The following is an 18,600-nucleotide window of genomic DNA, read 5'->3' as shown; positions in this document are numbered from 1 at the left end:
AACGGCTGGGAAAAACATATGGCGCGTCGTGGGATCGCCAATCACGACAGGTTCGAGTCCGTGCGCGACCATTTCTTCGTGAGGGCGTTTAGGACTGGTCGGATTTACCGGGAAGCGCGCCTGCGCGCCCGCGCAGATGATCGGCCAGACGCAGGGCCAGGGCGACGATGGTCAGCGTCGGGTTCACGTAACCGCCGGTCGGGAAGACCGAACTGCCGGCGATGAAGAGGTTCTCGATCTCGTGGACGCGGCAATCGGGGTCGACCACGCCGCGGGCCGGGTCCGCGGACATGCGGGTCGTGCCCATATGGTGCTTGCCGCCTTCCATGCTGGCGGGAAAGCCGTCGGCATCGCGCGCACCGTGGAGCGAAAGCTTCCCGATGCCGCCGTCGGCGAACAAGCGCGCAAGCCCGGTTCGGAGCCGTTCGAGGCCGCCGAGGTCTGCCCCGGTCAGTTGCCAGTCAACGGTGACATGGGGCATTCCGAAACGGTCGCGCCGACGCGGGTCTAGCCTGACGCGGCTCTCGGGGTTCGGCAGGGCCTCCAGCGTGAAGCGGGCGGCGAGGGTGCGTCGCTTCGAGACCGCGCCGCGGAGCCGCTCCAGCGTCGAGCGGCCGACCTCGCCGGGATGCGTGAGCAGGGCGGGCAGGTGCCGCCCCAGCCGGCCATCGGGCAGTTCGCGGTGCATCAGCACGTCGAGCACCCGGGTCATCGCGACGCCGCCGGTGGATAGAAAATCCTCGGAGGACTTGTGCGCGGCGCGCTCGACAAAGAACACGGCCGCCCCGTTCAACCCCTCGTCCCGTCGCAGGCCCTCGCCGAGGGCGAAGGCGCCGTGCCTGCGCTGCGCGACGCCAGCCTGCTCGTAGCCCTGCAGCGCGTCGACGGCCTCGGGCCTGACGCCCGGCGCCAACTCCAGCGCGCCGCCGAAGAAGAACGGATGGTCCATGAAATAGCGCCCCACCAGATCCCGCTCGTTGGCGAGTCCGTTCGGCGAGCCAGCGGTCGAGGCGAGCAGCAGGCGGGCATTCTCGATCCCGCCCGTGGCCAGGATGTAGTCCCGGGCCGCGAAGTGCATCCGGCGTCCGTCGGGCCCGGTGGCCTCTACATGGGAGATCTTTGATCCCGCCTGAACGATCTCGGTGGCGTGAGTGTCGAGGTAGACCTTCACCGTATTCGATCGCGCGAGCCTTGGTCCGTAACTCACTGCGAAGTCGACGTTGTGGCCGTGCCGGTACCGGACCGGCGTGGCGCCATCTCCGGTGTTCAGGCCGGTCAGCGCCGGCGGGTCGAAGCGCCAGTCGTCGAGGTCGCAGACCTCCGCCGCCGCGCGATACCAGGGCGCGAGGGTCTCTGCGCCGATGGGCCAGCCGGTGTCCGGCAAGCCGGGGCGTGGCTCGAAATCTACCGGGTCGAGGGGGCGGCACTGACCGGCCCAGCGGGTGGTCGAGCCGCCGAACATGCGAAACCGCGCCTTGCCGGGGGCAAAGCTTTCACGCCCGATGTTGCGACCATGATAGAGCATCTGATCGCGGTGCCGGAACTGCTTGCCGCCGCCGACCAACATCGCGATGCTGAGCCCGCTGTCGGCCAGCGCGCAGGCGATCGCGATGCCGGCCGCGCCAGCGCCGATAATGCAGAGATCGGCCTCGATGGTGGCGCCGGGGTCGATATCGGTGGCGTGCAGGAAGGTCATGGATCAGGACTCCCGAACAGGGGGCGACCGCGCATCGCGGCGGGCGGCGTCAGTCCGAGGCGGCTGAGCACCGTCGGCGCAAGGTCGATGATGTCGCCGCCAGGGCCGGTGCCGGCCGGCAAGCCACAGCCGCAGGCGAGGTAGAAGCCCCCGGCGCGGTGGTTGCCGGCGCGCCCGCTCGGGTGGCGGCCGGGAGTGGGCCAGGTGATCGTGCCGAACTCCGGCGAGACAACGGCGCGATGAGACGCCGCCGGGCTCTCCGCCCAGTCGACCAGCAGGTCGGGCAGCAACCAGAGGTTCTCGCCGGGGGGCAGGACATCTTCGATCCGGGCAGTACGCCGGACCACCGGGGTCCCGGTGTCGGCGTCCACGAAGCTCGCCAGGCCATCGATGATGCGCTCTGAAAGGTCGCGAGCCTCTTCCAGTGAGAGCAGTCCCTGGCTCTCCCTGTCGGCGATGTTGAGGCGCAGGTAGCCGGTCAGATCCGCCACCTGGGTCAGGACCGGGGTGCTCTGCCAGTCGCGCCCACCGGTGCGCCAGAAGCCGGTCAGCCTGTCCTGCAGAGCGGTTGGCAGGCTGTCCTTGACCCGGTGCCGCAGTTCCGCCGGCACCGCCTGCCGCAGTCGTTCGATGCCGCGCATCGGTCCGGTGGCGTCGCCCGCGCCGCCGAGCACCCGGTGCAGCATCTCGTCGAGGATCTCCAGCCGGCTGGTGTTGGGGCCCATGCCGTGCAGCGAGAACAGGATCACCTCGTCGGGTTGCGCCGCATCGAGCACCCGCCCGAGGGCGGCGTCGGTGGCGGCGTAGACCTCGGGGAGCGCCTGTGCCAGTTCGGCCCGTTCCGCGGAGGTCGGCTCGGAAGCGAGGCCGGTCTCGTCCCAGAGCCAGTGGCCGCCCCGGTGCAGGCCCGGAAAGGTCATCGCCAGCAGGTCGACGCGCTCGCGCGCCAGCAGGTCCTCGGCGATCTGGGCCAGCATCTCGGCAATCGCAATCTGCTCGTCGCGCAGCTTGCGCAGCGCGGCCATGGTTTGCAGGGCATGCATCTCTGCAACCCGGGGCGAGGGGCCGTGCCGGGCCTCGATCTCTTCCAGCAGGCCGGGCGGGTTGGCGCGCGGCGGCTCGAGGCTGTCGAGTGTCGCCCAGCCGGTCAGCTCGGTTCCTGAGGCCGGGGCGGGCGCGAAGGGCATGTCGAGTGCGATCACCTTGCCGCCCCCGGCCGTCACATGGCGCCAAAACGGCGTGCCGACCTGCGCAGGGTCCGGCCGGCGCATCGACATCTCGTCGGGCGACCATTGTAGGTAGTGGTGGAAGCCCGTCTGGGATGGCGGCGTGGAGGTGAAGAAGGTGGGCCAGACCGAGCCGGGCAGCCATCCGCCCAAGGAGGACAGCCTGCCAAGCGCACCTTTGGCCTTCAGCCCGCCAAAGACGGGCGCACGGCCCTCGTCGACCAGCCGGTCGAGCAGGTCCAGATCCGCCGCGTCGAGCGCGATCAGGGCAACGCGCGCGCCGGTGCTCATGGCCGGGCCTCCCCGCGGAGCAGTGCGGAGATGGGCGCGCCGTGGGTTCCGGCCGGTGTCGGCAGGCCGAAATGGGCATGGATCGTGGCGGCGAGGTCCTGCACCGAGTGCTCTTCTAATGTTTCGTTCCCGTCGCCAGGCCCGCGCGCCATCGCCCATCCCTGGGGCTGATGGTGGCCGGAGCGGCCATCCGGCGGGTTGGCCTGCCAGCGGTTGAGAAAGGCGCCGTAGCGGTCCGACCGCAGCGCGCGGAGCCCGACGGCAGAGCGCCCGGCCCATTGTGCGAGAAGATCGGGCAGATCCTGCCGCTCCTGCGCATCGGGCCAGAGCTGTGCGGGGCGCAGCACACGCGCAATGACGGGCGCGCCGGTGTCGGCATCGACGAAGCCGGGCAACCCTTCGGCGATCCGGTCGCACAGCGCCTCGTACTCCGCGCCCGGCTCGACGATTCCGTCGCGCTCGCGGCCTTTCAGGTTGATCTGTATCTGTCCTTCGAAATCGCTGCCCACCAGCCGGAAGGCGCGCACCTGCGACCAATCGCGGGCCTCGGCGCTGCGCCAGAAACGGCCCAGCCGGTCCTTCACCGGCCCCGGCAGCCCCTCCTTGACCGCACTGCGCCACTCCAGCGGCACCGCCTCGCGCAGCCGATGAAGAAGGGGCGGGCGGGGCAGGGGGCGGTCGGTCGTGTCGCTGCTGTCGCCCTCGAGGATGCGGCGGAGCATTTCGGGCAGCAGGAAATGGTGCGACGTGTTGGGGACCATTCCGTTCAGGGAAAACAAGATCACATGGCACTCTAGCGGCAGGTTCTCCACAACCTCGCCGATGGCGGCGTCGCAGGCAACATAGACCTGCCGCAACGCGTCACGCAGATCGTCGCTCTCCGCGCCAGAGCGGAGCATCATCGGGGTCTGCAGCTTGTGGCCCGCCCGGTGAACGGCGCCGAAGCCGAGCAGGAAGAGGTCCCAGTCGCCGCGTGCGGCGAGATCGCGCGCCAGCGCCGATTGCTGGGCCGTGCTGGCCACCAGCCGGTCGCGTAGGCGGAGCAGTCCGGCCGGCGTCTGTGGTCCGTAGATCTCGTCCCGCATCAGCGGGGCGCCGTGGGCGCGGGCAGCCTGCTGCGCGAGATCCGCCGGAAAGGCGCCGCGCGGTCCCATCGTGGCGTGGGCGTTCCACGAGACGATCTCGCGGCCGTTGAACGGCGTTGCCGTGGGCGCAAAGGGCATGTCTATAACGAGGACACGCGGGCCGTCCTCGCCAAACCCCCGGTAGAATGGCCGGGTTTGCAGCCAGTCCGGGCTGTCGGGGCGCTCGTGCTGCATGTGATCGGGCCGCCACTGGATCACGCCGAAGATCCCGTGCTCCGGGGGCAGGCGCCCGGTGTAGAAGCTCGGCCAGACGGTGCCGACCATGATGTCGCTTTCCGACCGGATCGACACCATCGCGCCCGCCTCGCGCAGCCGCGCCAGGTTGGGCAGCCAGCCCTCGGCAATGCCGCGTTCGATCATGCTGATCTCGGCGGCGTCGAAGGCGATCACCGCGAGGGGGCGATTGGACGCGCTCATACCAGCCCCTCCGCCTGCATCCAGCGCACCGAGCGCTGCACGGCTTCGGCCACCGTGAACCTTGGGACAAAGCCCAGCCTCTGGCCGGTGTCTGCTCCGTCGTAGTGGCTGGGCCAGGCATAGACCCTCGCCGTGAAAGCATAAGGGAGTTCGTGGCGAAACGTCTTGAATACTGCGTCGCCGACCCGCTTGTAAGCGCGCGCCGGCCCGCCGGGCAGACGTCGTGGCGCGAAGTCTGCGCCGAGCGTGTCCGCGATGCTTCGCAACAGGCTTTCCATGGGGGCGGGTTCGGTTGCGGTCAGCACATAGGTCTGGCCGGCCTCCGCCTGGTCGCCGGCGCAAAGGCGCAGTCCGGCGACCACGTCATCCACGTCGCAGCTGTGCATCGCACCGCCGGTCGGCAGCCAGCGGTAGCGGCCGTCGCGCACGGCGCAGACGACGCCGCGCCAGTCCCTTGCACCGGGGCCGGCGACGCGCTCGGCGATCCGGGCGATCCGCCAGTCGAGGCCCCGAGGGCCCCAATGTTCGGCCAGCCGCGCCTCGCCGGCCGCGCGCGAGGCGCCGTATCGCGTGTTGGGCCGAAGCGGCAGTGTGTTTGCCGGCGTTCCGGGCGGGTAGCCACCGAGCACGCTGACGGTGCTCGCAGCGACCAGAACCGCCCCGGCGCCAAGCGCCGCAGACGCCGCCGCATCCAGCAGCGCGATGTTCAGACGCTCATAGGCGTCGAGCGAAAGCTTCTTCGGTCCGCGGGCCGCCGCCAGGTGGTAGATCGTGCCGCAGTTCCTGGCGGACTCCGCCATCGTCTCCGCGTCGGCCGCATCGCCGCGCAGGATCTCCACCCCGAGCGTTTGGAGGTCCTCCACCTCATGCTCCGGCCGGACCAGGGCACGCACCGGCTGGTCGGCGCCTCGGAGCGCCGACACCAGCCGTCGGCCGATGAACCCGGCGGCCCCGGTGACAAGGGCAGGGCGCGATTCCGTCACGGGGTGCTTTCTCCGCCGCCGGGCGACAGCGCCTCGACCGGCGCGCCGCGCATCTCAGGCCGCATTGGCTGGCCGATCAACTCATGGACACTTGCCAGGAGCTCGAACTCGTGGATCCGCGAGAGTTCGCCACGCCCGGAGATGTCCGCGCCCGCGGCGGCGAACCAGCCTTCTCCGACGTGGTGTCCGGGCCGACCGTCGACGTAACTGCCGAAGTCGTAATTGCGCACTGTTCCGAATTTCTCGGACCGGAAACCGCGAATGTCCCGCGCGCTGCGGATGCGGGAGCGGACGAGCAGGTCCGGCATGGTCCGGCGCAGCACTGCTTCGGGCCAGATGTCACGGCCGCGGTTGATGTCGCGCACCAGCGGCTCGCCGGTGTCAATGTCGACGAAGGTCTCCAGCCCGGCCGCGATCTCCTCCAGCAGCGCGTCGTATTCCTCGCCCGGCTCCACGATCCCTTCGCGCTCGCGGCCCTTCAGGTTCACCTGGATCAGCCCTTCGAGGTCGCCTGCCATCACGAAGGCCCTGGTCCGGGCCCAGTCGCGTTTTTCGCTGCGCCAGTACATCGTCATGGTGTCCTGCAGGCTGAAGGGCAGCCGCGCCTTGACCCGGGCGCGCACGCCAAGGGGGATCGTCTCCCGCAGGCGGGAGATCGGCGAGGGTGCGATCGTCTCCGGCTCGTCCTCGCGCTGCCCGGTCAGGATGCGCCTCAGCATGCGCCCGAACAGCGGTTGCACCGAGTAGTTTTCGGTCATGCCGTGCAGCGAGAACACGATGACGTTCACGTCGTCTCCCGCGGCTTCGATCAGTTCGCCGACGGCCTTGTCGGTGGCGATCGCCACTTGCCGCATCGCGTCGTCCAGTTCCGCCTTCTCAGCGTCGGTCACGGGGCCGGCCGCGCCGTGGTGGTTCCAGAGCTTGTGGCCTGCCCGGTGGACCGAGCCGAAACCGAGCATGAAGAGGTCCCAGTCGTTCTCCCGCATCAGCATCCGGCCCGCCCGGCTGTGCCAGTCGGCGGCGTCGATCAGGTCGTCGCGCAGGTCGAGCAGTTCGCGCGAGCCCTGGTGGCCGGCGAATTCGTCGGGGATCGGCATCGGCCCGATCTCCTTGCGGACCCTGTCGAGCAGCCCCAGCGGATAGGCTCCCGGTGCGCCGATCTTGTCATGGGTCCCCCAGCCAGTGAGCTCCACGCCGTTGAAGGGCTTGGGCGCATAGGTGATCGGCACGTCGATGGCGATCACCCGCGGCCCGTCGAGCGGGAAGTTGCGGTAGAAGGGCTCGATCGGCTGCCAGTCCGGCGTCGCCCGGACAAAGCGCATGAGGTCGGGCCGCCAGGCGAGGTAGAACATCCAGCCGTGTTCCGGCGGGTAGGTGCCCGTGTAGAAGGTGGGCCAGGGGGTGCCCGCGAGGTATTCCGCCGTGGAGTCGATCCTGCCATGGGCGCCGGCGGCGCGCAGCCGGGCGAGGTTGGGCAGCGAGCCGTCCTCGATCCAGCGGGTCATGCGCTCTGCCGGTGAAGCGTCGATTGCCAGAAGCATCAGCTTTCTGCGTTTCTGTCCCATGCGCTGTCTTCCTTCTGCGTGCGGCGTGTCATCCATCTTCCGGCTGCGTCTCCGCCCCGGCCGGGGTGGAGGGCGCGCCTTCGTTCAACCCGCGGCGGAAACCTGCGGTCCAGGCGACCGCGCCGATCAGCAGCAGGGGGCTGATGAGCAGAGTCGCGGGTAATTTTCCGGGGGCGAGCCGCACGACGCGGCCGGTGATGTAGCTTAGCCGCCTCAGCACCACGGCAGGGGCCATCACCGCCATCCGTCCAAGGCGGGCCTGCCGATCGGTCAGCAACAGGCGCAGCTGCCCGCGGGAATGGCCGAAGGCGTGGTGATGACGGATCATGGCCGGGATCGTCCGACGGCCGGCGTGGCGGATCGCCATGCGCGGCTCGAAGCGGATCGCATCGGGGAAAAGCGCGGTGGCGCGCTGGCAGAAATCCACGTCCTCGCCGGTCGACAGGCCCTCGCGGTGCCGGAAGCCGCCGAGCCGGTCGAAATCCTCGGCGCGCAGGGCGAAATTGCACGATGGCGCCATGTGCAGAACGCCGGGCTTGCGCTCCCGCGGCAGGTCGGCGAACTGGAGCAGGTTGTCGGCGCGGGCCACGGGGTGGAGCGGAGCGAGATCCGCGACCGGTCCGGTGGCGATCAGGGCCCCGCCGTCGAGCGTTCGGACGGCGGCGGTGAGCCAGCCGGGATCGACCCGGCAATCGGCATCGACGAAGGCCAGGATCTCGCCGCGGGCGTGGTGCGCCCCGAGATTGCGGGCGGCGCCGGGCAGGTGGCCCGTTCCCTCGCGAACGGGCCACGCGCCATGCGCCAGCGCCGTGTCGCGGATCGCATCGTCTGCCCAGGCGTCGACGACGATCACCTCGAATGCGTGGGGAAAGTCCTGTGCCGTGAAGTCCTGCAGAAGCAGCGCGAGGCCTTCCGCGCCGCCCTTGCAGGGGATTACGACCGAGACGACGGGACCGCTCATGGCGCCCCTCCCTCGGCGGTGCGCGAGGCGCGCAGGATCAGCACCATCAGCGCCAGCGCGGCGAGGCATTCGGTGGCAAAGGTGGTCCATGCCGCGCCGAGCGCGCCAAAGCGCGGGATCACCAATGCGTTCGTTCCGGCATTGATCAGGGCGGTCAGCATCAGGATGCGAAGCCCGCTGCGTTCCCTGTGGAGCGCTCCGGCAAGGTGCAGGCTGGCCAGGCCGAGGAACAGCGGCACGGTGGCGAGCGCCAGCACGGAGAAGATGTCCGCGCCCGACCGGTAGGTCTCGCCCCAGACGGTCACCACGATCGGCTCGGCGAAGGCGATGCAGACCAGCGCCAGCACGGCACCGGCGAGGCTGACGCCCGCCAGAAGGCTCCGCACCAGGCGCGCGAGGCCGGTTTGATCGCCCGTCACCGCCATCGCCGCGGCAATCGGCACGAAGACCATCATCAACGGCCGGATCAGCGTGCGGGTGACCTCGAGCAGGCGGTAGGAGGTCTCGTATTCCGCCACCGCCGCCGGGGTGCTCATGGCGTAGATCATAAGCACGTCGACCTTCGCCTGGATCAGCAGCACGATCTCGATTGCGAGGAAGGGGGCGGAAAGCAGCAGCAGGGGCCGGTGCGGTTCGAAGTTCCAGACGAGGTCTGGCCGGCCAAGGCGCGCGCGGGTCAGACGGATCGCGACCGCGACCATCAGCGAGTTGGCGCAGCAATAGAGCGCCAGGACTGCCGGCAGCGACCAGCCCAGGAAAACTGCAAAGGACGAGAGCGCGATCAGCAGTGGTCCGATGGCTCCGATCGCCAGCCGCACGCCGGCCCACCGCAAGCCGACGAAGACGGCGGAAAAGGAAAAAAAGAGGTTGCCGAGCAGCATGTATCCCGTTGTCAGCGTGCAGATCACCAACAGGTCCGGCGCCACCAATGCCACGACTGCGTTTACCCCCAACCAGAGCACGGCGATGGCGACCAGCCGGATCGGGAGAACCCTGCCCAGCATCTCCAGCGCGCCATCCGGGTTCTGGGCGACCGAACGGTTCAGTGCCCGGTCGGTGCCGAGGTGACTCACCGTTGCGGCGATCGCAGCGATCACTCCGCAGAAGAAGAACTGACCCATGAGCGAAATGTCGAAATGCCGGGCGAGCACCACGGCGCCGACCAGCCCGGGCAGTTTTTGAACCAGTTGAGAGATCACCGAAAGCGCCAGTTCGCGCTCCCAACCCGTGATCCGCGCGATCAGCGAGGCGCTTGGCGTGGGCCGCGACGGGAGTGGCCGGATCTCAGTAGGCTGCGACACGAGCGAGCCTCCAGTAGGCGGCCAGAAGACGGGAGAAAGCCTCGGTCGCGACAGTGAGCATGCGGCTCTTGAAGAGCCCCTGCGCCAGCGGCAGCGGGCTGCCGGCGAGCACCTCGCTGTCGCGCAGCTTGCGCCGGGCCTGCATGCTGCGCCGCATTTGCCGAACCTCGCGCCCATGGGTGAACATCCAGACCCAGCCGCGCGCCCAGAGCGGCAGCCACCCCCGCATCAGAGCCAGCACCAGCGTTGCGAGTTCATAAAGCAACAGCGCGGGGGCGATCACGAGGATCGTGCGCCAGTGGAAGCAGATCGCGATCGTCAGCAGCCGGTTGCGCATCGAGAGATAGGCACGTTGGCGCGGGTAATTCCCGGTACCGCGAAAGGACAGGCCGGCATAGCCGGTGCCGCGGTCGTGGATCACCACGGCACGCGGCGCGCAGACGATCCGGTGACCGAGCAGGCGCATCCGGAGGCCGAATTCCAGATCCTCGAAATAAAAGAAGAAGGTCTCGTTGAAGCCACCGGCGTCGAGCGCGGCGGCGCGATCCACGAGCAGGCAGGCGCTGATGATCCCGCCGACGTCCCGCGGCGGACCGCCGATGTCCGGCGCCGCGTTGGCATTGCGCAGGATCAGCGTTCCGACAAAATGCGGGGCGGCGCCGTCGCATTGCACGGTGCCGGTGCCGGGCGCAAGGATAAGCCGGGGGCAGACGATCGCGGCCCCGGTGGCGGACTGGGTCTGCAGCAGCAGTTCCAGCGCGCGCTCGGTCAGTCGGGTATCGGCGTCGGCCAGCAGCACGAGCCTGCCGCGCGCCGCCACGAGCCCCCGGTTGCGCGCCACCGCGGGACCGGGATTGTCGCTCAGCCGGATAAGGCGGGTCTCGGGGAAGGCTGCCATTACCGCTTCGGCGCTGCCGTCCTGCGAGCCGTTGTCGACGAGAATGATCTCCTCGACCATGCCGCCATGACGACGGATCGACTCCACGCAGCGCAAAACGCGCTTGCCGCCGTTGTAATTCACGACGACTGCACTCAGCATCGGTGGCGCTTCGCGCCGCACAGCTTCCATCCGGTCTTCCCGTGGCCTTCTGCTCCCGCGAAGCCTAGCAGAAATGGACGCTGGGCAAGCCTCGGCATCCCCGGACGGCCGCTTTTTTTCGCAGGTGTCCCAAGGGCGCACCTGCCCCGCGCGGGGCTGCACAAACTCAGGGTGGGTTGGGAGGTATTGCGGGCCGGCGCGCCGCGTCACGATCCGGGCGAGTTCACGGCCAGGTCAGGCGCGCCGGATGCGGGCAGGGCGCAGCCTGCCATGCCGGCAAGGTTCTGCGCGGTCTGGTCGGCTGCGGCCCGCACGGCACGGTCGATCAGCGCGGACGGATCCTCGATGGCCGAGTCGATCCGCTCGCCAAGCTCCGCGAACCGGTCCTGGGCCGTCTCGAGCCGGGAGTCCAGCGTCTCGAGCCGCGCGTTCAATGCTGCGACCCGCTCGGAAGATGCCTCGCCGGCCTGTGTCGTGACCGCCGCGAGATCGGCGCGCAAGGCGCGAAGCTCCTCCGTCATCTCGCCGACCCCGTCGCGCAGCGGCGCCACCGAGGCGAGATTGCCCGTGAGCCGTTCGGTCACGTCCTCGACCGTGCCGGCCAGCCGGAGCCCGAGAAACAGGCAGAGTGCCACGAGGATCAGCGTCGCGTTCAGCATCGCCAGCAGCAGGTCGCTCAGGGTGCGGCGGAGCCGCGACGGGGAGGAGGGCATGGAACAGGCCTTTCAAGATGCGAACGTCGCCTGAAGCCTAGCGCGTGGGCTGGCCCTGGGGGAGGGCAAATCCCTGCATGGCCGGCTTTGCTGGCATGAAGGTAATCCGGCGCAATCCTGCGGACTGGTAAGGTTTTTTCGCTGCCGGGGCTTGAACTCGACCGCCGCAATGTCCGACTCTGTCGCATATCTTTCATTCGACATGCTTTTCGGGCGCAGCTAAGTCAGCAAGCCAGCAGAGAAGCAGAAACGTCAGCGACATGACGAAGAGGAGTTGACCATGCGTATTGCAGTTCTCGGCGGTGACGGTTTCTGTGGCTGGCCAACCTCACTGCACCTGTCGAACCTCGGGCATGACGTTCACATCGTCGACAACCTGTCCCGCCGCTGGATCGACACGGAACTGGGCGTGCAGTCGCTGACCCCGATGGATTCCATCCAGGAACGCTGCCGGATCTGGAAACAGGTTTCCGGCAACGAGATCCATTTTCACCTGCTCGACCTCGCCAAGGAGTACCAGCGCCTGCGCCTCTGGCTGGAGGAATACCGCCCCGACGCGATCATCCACTTTGCCGAACAGCGCGCCGCGCCCTATTCGATGAAGTCCGACCGCCACAAGGTGTACACCGTCGACAACAACGTCAGCGCCACGCACAACCTGCTGACCGCGCTGGTGGAAACCGAGATCGACGCGCATCTCGTGCACCTCGGCACCATGGGCGTCTACGGCTATTCCAGCGTCGGCGCGGCGATCCCGGAGGGCTATCTCGACGTCGAGATCGAGAACCTCGAGGGCGAGAAGAAGGGGCTCGAGATCCTCTATCCGACCCGTCCGGGCTCGGTCTATCACATGACCAAGTCGCTCGATCAGATCCTGTTCCAGTTCTACGCCCAGAACGACGGGCTGCGGATCACCGACCTGCATCAGGGCATTGTCTGGGGCACCAATACCGACCAGACCTCGCGCCACGAGCAACTGATCAACCGCTTCGACTACGACGGCGACTACGGCACAGTTCTCAACCGCTTCCTGATTCAGGCCGCGATCAAGTATCCGCTGACCGTCCATGGCACCGGCGGCCAGACCCGCGCCTTCATCCATATCCAGGACACCGTGCGCTGCGTCGAGCTTGCCCTGAGCGATGCGCCGGAGCGCGGCGACCGGGTCAAGATCTTCAACCAGATGACCGAGACCCACCGGGTCCGCGACCTGGCCGAGATGGTGGCCAAGCTGACCGGCTCCGAGATCGCCTTCCTGCCCAACCCGCGCAAGGAAGCCGCCGAGAACGACCTGATCGTGAAGAACGACAGCTTCCTGACGCTCGGCCTCGATCCGATCCGGCTGGAGAGCGGCCTGCTCGACGAGATCGTGCATATCGCCGAGAAATACGCCCACCGGATCGACCGCAAGCACGTTCCGGCGGTGTCGGCCTGGACCAAGGACATCGCCCGCCGCGTCGTGCGCGACCCCGAGGCCGTCCACCTGAAGTCCGTTTCCTGATCTCCCATGATCGAAGGACTGCAGGCAGACCGGCCGGCGGCGAGCCGCCTTGCCTACGTGACGCTGGTCACCAATGCTGATTATGCCTTGGGGGCGAAGGCGCTCCTCCGGTCTATCAGCCTCACCGGCACCGATGCGGACAGCGTCGTTCTGCACACCGGCGGGGTGTCCGTTGAGGATCTGGCGCCGCTCCTCGCCCTCGGCGCGCGCCTGGTTCAGGTGGACTTGTTGCCGACCTCCACCAGCTTCAACGAGGCCCATGCCCGTGACAGGCTGCACGGGCTGGCGCCCTTCACCAAGGGCGGCAAGCCCATGTTCCACACGCCGCTGGACAATTTCGCCAAGCTCAGGCTCTGGCAACTGGTGGAATACGAGCGGGTCGTCTTCATCGACGCCGACGCGCTGATGCTGAAGAATTGCGACCGGCTGTTCCATTACCCGGAGTTCAGCGCCGCGCCGAACGTGTACGAGAGCCTTGCGGATTTTCACCGGATGAATTCCGGCGTCTTCACCGCCCGACCCTCCGTCGAGACATTCGACTCGATGCTGGCCGAACTCGATACCCCCGGCGTCTTCTGGCGCCGCACGGACCAGACCTTCCTGCAGCATTTCTTCCCCGACTGGCACGGCCTGCCGGTGTTCGACAACATGCTGCAATACGTCTGGTTCAACATGCCGGAACTGTGGAGCTGGCCCGCGATCCACATCCTGCACTACCAGTACGAGAAGCCCTGGCAGGACGACCACCAAAAGGCCGAGAAGCTCGCACCGCTGATCGCGCTCTGGGAGGCCTTCGCCGGCGACGGCCCGGTGCCGGTTATCGCCTCGTTGCCGGGCCCGCAGGGGTGAGGCTCGCCATCACCGGCGGCACAGGACTCGTCGGGCGCTTCCTGGTGGAGGAGGCGCTGTCGGCCGGAGACAGCGTCACGATCCTCTCCCGCCGCGCCCCGCCGCCCGGTGTCTTCAGCGCCCCGGTCGCGCATCAGCACTACGACCTCACCGGCTCCGTGCCGGACCTCTCCGGCTGCGACGCGCTGGTTCATGCCGCATTCAGCCATGTGCCCGGCCGCTACCGCGGCGGCGAGGGCGACGACAGTGAGGGCTTCCTGCGCGCCAACCTGCAGGGCTCGCTCCGGCTCTTTGCCACGGCGCGACGGGCCGGGCTGTCGCGGCTCCTCTTCCTTTCCAGCCGGGCGGCCTATGGCGAAGGCTGGCCACCGGGCGCCCGGCTGGTCGAGACCATGGCTCCACGGCCCGGCACGCTCTACGGCAAGGTCAAGCTGGAGGCCGAGCAGGCGCTTGCCGCGATGGCGACGCCGGAGTTCGGCACCGCAAGCCTGCGGGTCACCGGCGTCTACGGCCCCGCCGGGCCGGGCCGGACGCACAAGTGGACGGAGCTGTTCGAGGGCTTCGCCGGGGGCGAGCAGGTCACGCCTCGCGTGGCGACCGAGGTGCATGGCGCGGACCTCGCCGCGGCGGTCCGGCTCCTGTTGGCCGCCGAACGCGACAGCCTCGGCGATGGCGGGTTGTTCAACGTCTCCGACATCCTGCTCGACCGCCACGACCTGCTGGCCGAGGTCGCCCGGATCACCGGAGCCACCAGCCCGCTTCCCGAGCCTTCGGACGCGGCCAGGGTCAACGTCATGGACACTGCGAAGATCGAGGCGCTGGGTTGGCGCCCCGGCGGTATGGACCGGCTCCGGGCGGCCCTGCCGGAGATGATCGCCGGATAGCGACCATTCCCGTCTGCCTGTCCAAAAGCCAAAGGCCCCTCTCCGCCAGTCCGCCGAGGTCAGGACCGGATGAATGCCTCGAAGGTTTCGGCGTAATCGGGATGCCAGCGTGAAAGGGCAGGGCGGTTCTCGATGATATCGCCGATCGCCCAGGCCATGCGCTTCTGGTCCAGTTCCCGCGTCACATCGTTGTCCGGGCATAGGATGTAGAAATCCCGCGCCTTGAGCCGCTCAAGGAAGAAGGCCGCGAGCTCTTCGGGCGTCCAGGCACCCGCCGGTTTCTCGGTGCGACCATGGGCATTCAACTCGGTGAACACGAAGCCGGGGATCAGCAGATGCGCCGACAATCGCGCGCCGTGGGTGTTCCGCAACTCGTGGGCCAGCGCCTCGGTATAGGCTTTCACCCCGGCCTTCGCGACGTTGTAGGCCGGATCGCCGGGCGGGGTGGTGATGCCCTGCTTGGAGCCGGTGTTGACGATCATTCCGGGCCGGCCGCGTTCGATCATGCGCGGTCCGAAGGCGCGGGTGCCATTGATCACGCCCCAGAGGTTGGTGTCCAGCACGGCCTCCCATGCCTCCACCGGGCCGAACATCGCGCTGCCGGGCTGGATGCCGGCGTTGTTCACCAGGATATCGGTGCCGCCGTAGCGCTCCGCCACTGCCTGCTCCAGCGCCGCCAGGCATTGCGGGTCCGCGACGTCGGCAACCTGTGCCATGGCGTCCTGCGCGCCGGCGGTCTTGAGCGCCGCCTCGATGCCGGTGAGCCTGTCCGCACGGTTGTCGGCCACCACGACGCGCATCCCGAGGGCGGCGAACTCGAGGGCGATTGCCCGCCCGATGCCTGCCGCGCCGCCGGTGATTACCGCAACGGACTCGGAGTTGAGAACGGAATCGACCATGGCTTGTCCTCCTCTTGCCGGTCGGCGGGAGCCTAGTCCCGCGGTCCCACAGGGAAAAGGGCGAAACCGCCCGCGTCAGGCCGCGCAGGGCTCCAGCCACTCGCGCGCCACCTGACGCACCGCCGCGCTCAGAGGCGCCAGCGCGGCCCGCGCCACGCGGCTGGTCTGCCAGTGGAGCGGCGTTTCGAGCGGCAGGTCTGGATCGAGCGCAACGAGCTTGCCGGCCGCGATCAGCGGGCGCGCCAATGGCTCCGGATTCATCCCCCAGCCGATCCCGAGAAGCGCCGCGTCGACAAAGGCCTGGCTTGCCGGCAGGAAATGCGTGGGCGGCACGATGCCGTCCCCCGCCTTCATGGAGATCCACCGCGCCTGCAGCGCATCCTTGCGGTCGAAGGTCAGCGCCGGCGCTTCGGCCAACGCCTCCCGAGTGACGCCCTGCGGGAAATGGGCGGACATGAAATCCGGGCTCGCCGTGGCGAGGTAGCGCAGCGCGCCGAGGGGATGGCTGTCGCACCCCTGGATCGGCGAGGCATGGGCAGTGACTGCCGCCACGACCTCGCCGCGCCGAAGCCAATCCGCGGAATGGTCCTGGTCATCGAGGATCAGATCGAAGAGCAGACCGGAGTCGACCGCCTGCGCCGCGGCGAGCGCATTGGGAAACCACGTTGCAAGGCTGTCGGCATTGACGGCGATGCGGATCGTTTGCCGAGACGCCGGCGTGCCGCCACCGAGATCGCGCTCCAGCGCGTGTTCCAGCAACGCAACCTCCTCGGCGTGGCGGAACAGGCGCATCCCCGCCTCGGTGCCGGTGCAGGGCTGCCCCCTGCGGATCAACACCGCCCCCTGCCGCTCTTCCAGCGCCCGGATCCGTTGCGATATCGCCGACGGCGTCACCCCGAGTACCGCCGCTGCGCGGTCGAAGCTGCCGGTGCGGATTACCTCTGCCAGCGCGGCGAGTTGTGCTGTATCTATCGTAAGCAATTCTAATCTGCCGCAAGAAAGTTGAATTTGGATTATCCCTGCCGAGCCGATAGACGCAAGCCGTTGACACAAACGGGCAGGAAACAAGCATGGACGCGTTAATTCAGGGATTTGGTCTCGGCTTCGGGCTGATCCTTGCCATTGGTGCACAGAACGCCTTCGTGCTGCGGCAGGGGCTGCGGCAAGAGCATGTGCTGCCGGTGGTTCTTGCCTGTGCGCTGTCGGACGCGGTGCTGATCACGATCGGCGTCTTTGCCTTTGGCGCGATCTCGGCGCTGGCGCCGGCACTGGTTCCGGCGATGCGATGGGGCGGCGCTGCCTTCCTGCTGGCCTACGGCGCGCTCAGCTTCCGGAACGCCTGGCGGGGCGGGGAGGTGCTGGAGCCCGGCGGCGCGGGCGTGCGGGCGCTCGGGCCGGTTCTGGCCACCTGCCTCGCGCTCACCTGGCTCAACCCGCATGTCCATCTTGATACGGTGGTGCTGATCGGATCGGTCTCATCTACCTTCGGGGAGGCGCGGCCGGCCTTTGCAGCCGGGGCTGTCGCGGCTTCGTTCACGTTCTTCTTCTCCCTCGGCTACGGGGCACGTCTGTTGGAGCCCGTCTTCGCCCGGCCGCAAAGCTGGCGCCTGCTGGACGTTCTGATCGGCTGCGTGATGTGGAGCATCGCCGTGGGCCTGATCCGGGGTTGAAACACCGGCCGAGGGCTGCGCTTTCCGCCTTGTGCCGCTCCGCCGGATCGGGTCTGGTCGCCGCCATGTCCGTCGCTCCCGCCATGCCCGATCAACGCCCGCTGGTCGCCGTCCTTTGGATGGTCGTCACCGGGCTGTGCTTCGTCGGGGTGCAGGCGACGGTAAAGTATATCGGACCGCGCGTTCCGGCGGCCGAGGCGGCGTTTCTGCGCTACCTGCTCGGCCTAGTCTTTCTCCTGCCGATGCTTCCGGCGCTGCGGCGCGCCAGGATCAGCCGACGCGCCTGGGGGCTCTTTGCGTTTCGCGGGCTGGTGCAGGCCGTGGCGGTGATCTGCTGGTTCTACGCCATGACACGGATCACGCTCGCCGAGGTCACGGCGATGAACTACCTCAACCCGATTTACATCACGCTCGGTGCTGCGGTGTTTCTGGGCGAGCCGCTGGCGGCGCGGAGACTGGCTGCGATCGGAGTGGCGTTCCTCGGCGCGCTGGTCATCCTCCGGCCGGGTCTGAGGCCGCTGGATCCGGGGCATTTCGCAATGATCGTCACCGCGCTCTGCTTCGCCGCCTCCTACCTCATCGCCAAGCGCATGACCGGCGAAGTCGGCCCGACGGTGGTCGTCGCGATGCTTTCGATCATGGTGACGATCGCTCTGGTGCCATTTGCCGCCGCCGTCTGGGTTACGCCGAGCTGGGGCGACCTCGGCTGGCTGATGATCGTCGCGGCCTTCGCCACAGGGGGGCATTACGCGATGACGCTGGCCTTTCAGGCGGCGCCGATGGCGGTGAGCCAGCCGGTCACCTTCCTGCAGCTGATCTGGGCCACGCTGCTCGGGGCCGTCGCCTTTGGCGAGGCGCTGGACGGATGGGTCGTTCTCGGGGGCGGGCTGATCATGGCCTCGGTGAGCTTCATCGCCTACCGGGAGGCGCGTCTGAGAATGCGCGCAACGCCGCCCTCGACCGAAGGCTGACCCGCCTGGCCGGGGTCAGTTGGTCTTGCGGCGGGGCATGAAGGGCAGGGGGAGCACGGGAATGCCGTCCTCGATCAGCCCCTTCGCATCTTTCGCATTCGCCTCGCCGTGGATCGAGCGCCGCGGGGTCTCGCCGAGATGCATCGCACGGGCTTCGCGCGCGAAATCGCCGCCGACGTAATCCGAGTTCGCCTCGATCTTCTGGCGCAGTTCGGCCAGCGCCTGCTCCGCCGGAGAGCCGGGCGACGCCAGCGGGCGCTCTGCCGGCGGGGTGGCCTCGGGCGCGGGATCGGCCTCGCGCGGTTTGGAGGGCTTGGTCTCCGCCGTCTGGACGCTGGGGGCCATGATCGCCTTCTCGACAGAGGTCGAGCCGCATACGGCGCAGGAGACCATGCGGGAGGTCCGCAGGGTCTCGAATGCGTCGGCCGAGGCGAACCAGCTGTCGAACCGGTGCTTCTCGCCACATATGAGGCTGTATCTGATCATGCC

At 68.5% G+C, this 18,600-nt stretch carries 17 protein-coding genes; 5 read left to right on the top strand and 12 right to left on the bottom strand.

All coding sequences use genetic code 11. The annotated features are described in order from the left end of the window. Positions 1-88 precede the first annotated feature (88 nt). The 9 genes from ACFQ2S_RS24555 to ACFQ2S_RS24515 form a co-directional block, all read right to left on the bottom strand. Complete coding sequence (locus tag ACFQ2S_RS24555; protein ID WP_386079316.1) at positions 89-1,696, bottom strand: FAD-dependent oxidoreductase; 1,608 nt, start codon at positions 1,694-1,696, stop codon at positions 89-91. Continuing rightward, positions 1,693-3,213: a hypothetical protein gene (locus ACFQ2S_RS24550; RefSeq protein ID WP_386079314.1), complete on the bottom strand. Its 1,521-nt coding sequence runs from the start codon at positions 3,211-3,213 to the stop codon at positions 1,693-1,695. Before ACFQ2S_RS24550 ends, ACFQ2S_RS24555 begins: the two co-directional genes overlap by 4 nt. Further along, the gene (locus ACFQ2S_RS24545) at positions 3,210-4,775 is read right to left on the bottom strand and encodes an alkaline phosphatase family protein (RefSeq protein ID WP_386079311.1); all 1,566 of its coding nucleotides are present in this window, start codon (positions 4,773-4,775) and stop codon (positions 3,210-3,212) included. The genes ACFQ2S_RS24550 and ACFQ2S_RS24545 overlap by 4 nt, the downstream gene beginning before the upstream one ends. Then, positions 4,772-5,758 (bottom strand): NAD-dependent epimerase/dehydratase family protein, encoded by a 987-nt coding sequence (locus ACFQ2S_RS24540; RefSeq protein ID WP_386079309.1) that lies wholly within the window; start codon positions 5,756-5,758, stop codon positions 4,772-4,774. Before ACFQ2S_RS24540 ends, ACFQ2S_RS24545 begins: the two co-directional genes overlap by 4 nt. Continuing rightward, positions 5,755-7,323 (bottom strand): alkaline phosphatase family protein, encoded by a 1,569-nt coding sequence (locus ACFQ2S_RS24535; protein WP_386079306.1) that lies wholly within the window; start codon positions 7,321-7,323, stop codon positions 5,755-5,757. The genes ACFQ2S_RS24540 and ACFQ2S_RS24535 overlap by 4 nt, the downstream gene beginning before the upstream one ends. A 28-nt stretch (positions 7,324-7,351) precedes the next feature. Further along, on the bottom strand, positions 7,352-8,284 hold the full coding sequence (locus tag ACFQ2S_RS24530) for a glycosyltransferase family 2 protein (RefSeq protein WP_386079303.1): 933 nt from the start codon (positions 8,282-8,284) through the stop codon (positions 7,352-7,354). Further along, on the bottom strand, positions 8,281-9,585 hold the full coding sequence (locus ACFQ2S_RS24525; RefSeq protein WP_386079301.1) for an oligosaccharide flippase family protein: 1,305 nt from the start codon (positions 9,583-9,585) through the stop codon (positions 8,281-8,283). Before ACFQ2S_RS24525 ends, ACFQ2S_RS24530 begins: the two co-directional genes overlap by 4 nt. Then, positions 9,569-10,654 (bottom strand): glycosyltransferase family 2 protein, encoded by a 1,086-nt coding sequence (locus ACFQ2S_RS24520; protein WP_386079300.1) that lies wholly within the window; start codon positions 10,652-10,654, stop codon positions 9,569-9,571. The genes ACFQ2S_RS24525 and ACFQ2S_RS24520 overlap by 17 nt, the downstream gene beginning before the upstream one ends. A 176-nt stretch (positions 10,655-10,830) precedes the next feature. Beyond that, on the bottom strand, positions 10,831-11,337 hold the full coding sequence (locus ACFQ2S_RS24515; protein WP_386079298.1) for a hypothetical protein: 507 nt from the start codon (positions 11,335-11,337) through the stop codon (positions 10,831-10,833). 280 nt (positions 11,338-11,617) lie between these two features. On the opposite strand from ACFQ2S_RS24515, the gene ACFQ2S_RS24510 reads away from it, so the two are divergent. Genes ACFQ2S_RS24510 through ACFQ2S_RS24500 form a run of 3 tightly spaced genes read left to right on the top strand, consistent with a single transcriptional unit; the run spans position 11,618 to position 14,571 of the window. Further along, positions 11,618-12,838, top strand: a complete 1,221-nt coding sequence (locus tag ACFQ2S_RS24510; RefSeq protein ID WP_386079296.1) for an NAD-dependent epimerase/dehydratase family protein — start codon at positions 11,618-11,620, stop codon at positions 12,836-12,838. Positions 12,839-12,844: 6 nt separating this feature from the next. Next, positions 12,845-13,687, top strand: a complete 843-nt coding sequence (locus tag ACFQ2S_RS24505) for a glycosyltransferase (RefSeq protein ID WP_386079293.1) — start codon at positions 12,845-12,847, stop codon at positions 13,685-13,687. Then, positions 13,684-14,571, top strand: coding sequence for an NAD-dependent epimerase/dehydratase family protein (locus tag ACFQ2S_RS24500; protein WP_386079290.1), 888 nt, complete (start codon positions 13,684-13,686; stop codon positions 14,569-14,571). The genes ACFQ2S_RS24505 and ACFQ2S_RS24500 overlap by 4 nt, the downstream gene beginning before the upstream one ends. 59 nt (positions 14,572-14,630) lie before the next feature. On the opposite strand, the gene ACFQ2S_RS24495 is transcribed toward ACFQ2S_RS24500, so the two are convergent. Together ACFQ2S_RS24495 and ACFQ2S_RS24490 are read right to left on the bottom strand one after the other, a co-directional pair. Then, positions 14,631-15,470, bottom strand: a complete 840-nt coding sequence (locus ACFQ2S_RS24495) for an SDR family NAD(P)-dependent oxidoreductase (RefSeq protein ID WP_386079288.1) — start codon at positions 15,468-15,470, stop codon at positions 14,631-14,633. A gap of 75 nt (positions 15,471-15,545) precedes the next feature. Further along, entirely contained in the window at positions 15,546-16,451 is a 906-nt protein-coding gene (locus tag ACFQ2S_RS24490; RefSeq protein ID WP_386079285.1) for a LysR family transcriptional regulator ArgP, read from the bottom strand. Positions 16,452-16,540: 89 nt separating this feature from the next. Between ACFQ2S_RS24490 and ACFQ2S_RS24485 the strand changes: the two genes are divergently transcribed. Continuing rightward, on the top strand, positions 16,541-17,140 hold the full coding sequence (locus ACFQ2S_RS24485) for a LysE/ArgO family amino acid transporter (RefSeq protein ID WP_386079282.1): 600 nt from the start codon (positions 16,541-16,543) through the stop codon (positions 17,138-17,140). Between the two features lie 65 nt (positions 17,141-17,205). Next, positions 17,206-18,111 (top strand): DMT family transporter, encoded by a 906-nt coding sequence (locus tag ACFQ2S_RS24480; RefSeq protein ID WP_245838262.1) that lies wholly within the window; start codon positions 17,206-17,208, stop codon positions 18,109-18,111. 15 nt (positions 18,112-18,126) lie between these two features. Here the strand turns inward: ACFQ2S_RS24480 and ACFQ2S_RS24475 are convergent, their stop codons facing one another. Further along, a complete protein-coding gene (locus ACFQ2S_RS24475) occupies positions 18,127-18,597 on the bottom strand; it encodes a DUF1178 family protein (protein WP_386079279.1) in 471 nt (156 codons plus the stop codon). Between the last annotated feature and the right edge of the window lie 3 nt (positions 18,598-18,600).

The organism is Tropicimonas aquimaris (assembly GCF_042676185.1).
Lineage (GTDB): Bacteria > Pseudomonadota > Alphaproteobacteria > Rhodobacterales > Rhodobacteraceae > Tropicimonas > Tropicimonas aquimaris.
The sequence above is the reverse complement of the archived record's forward strand: the minus strand, read 5'-3'. Positions and strand labels throughout refer to the sequence as shown.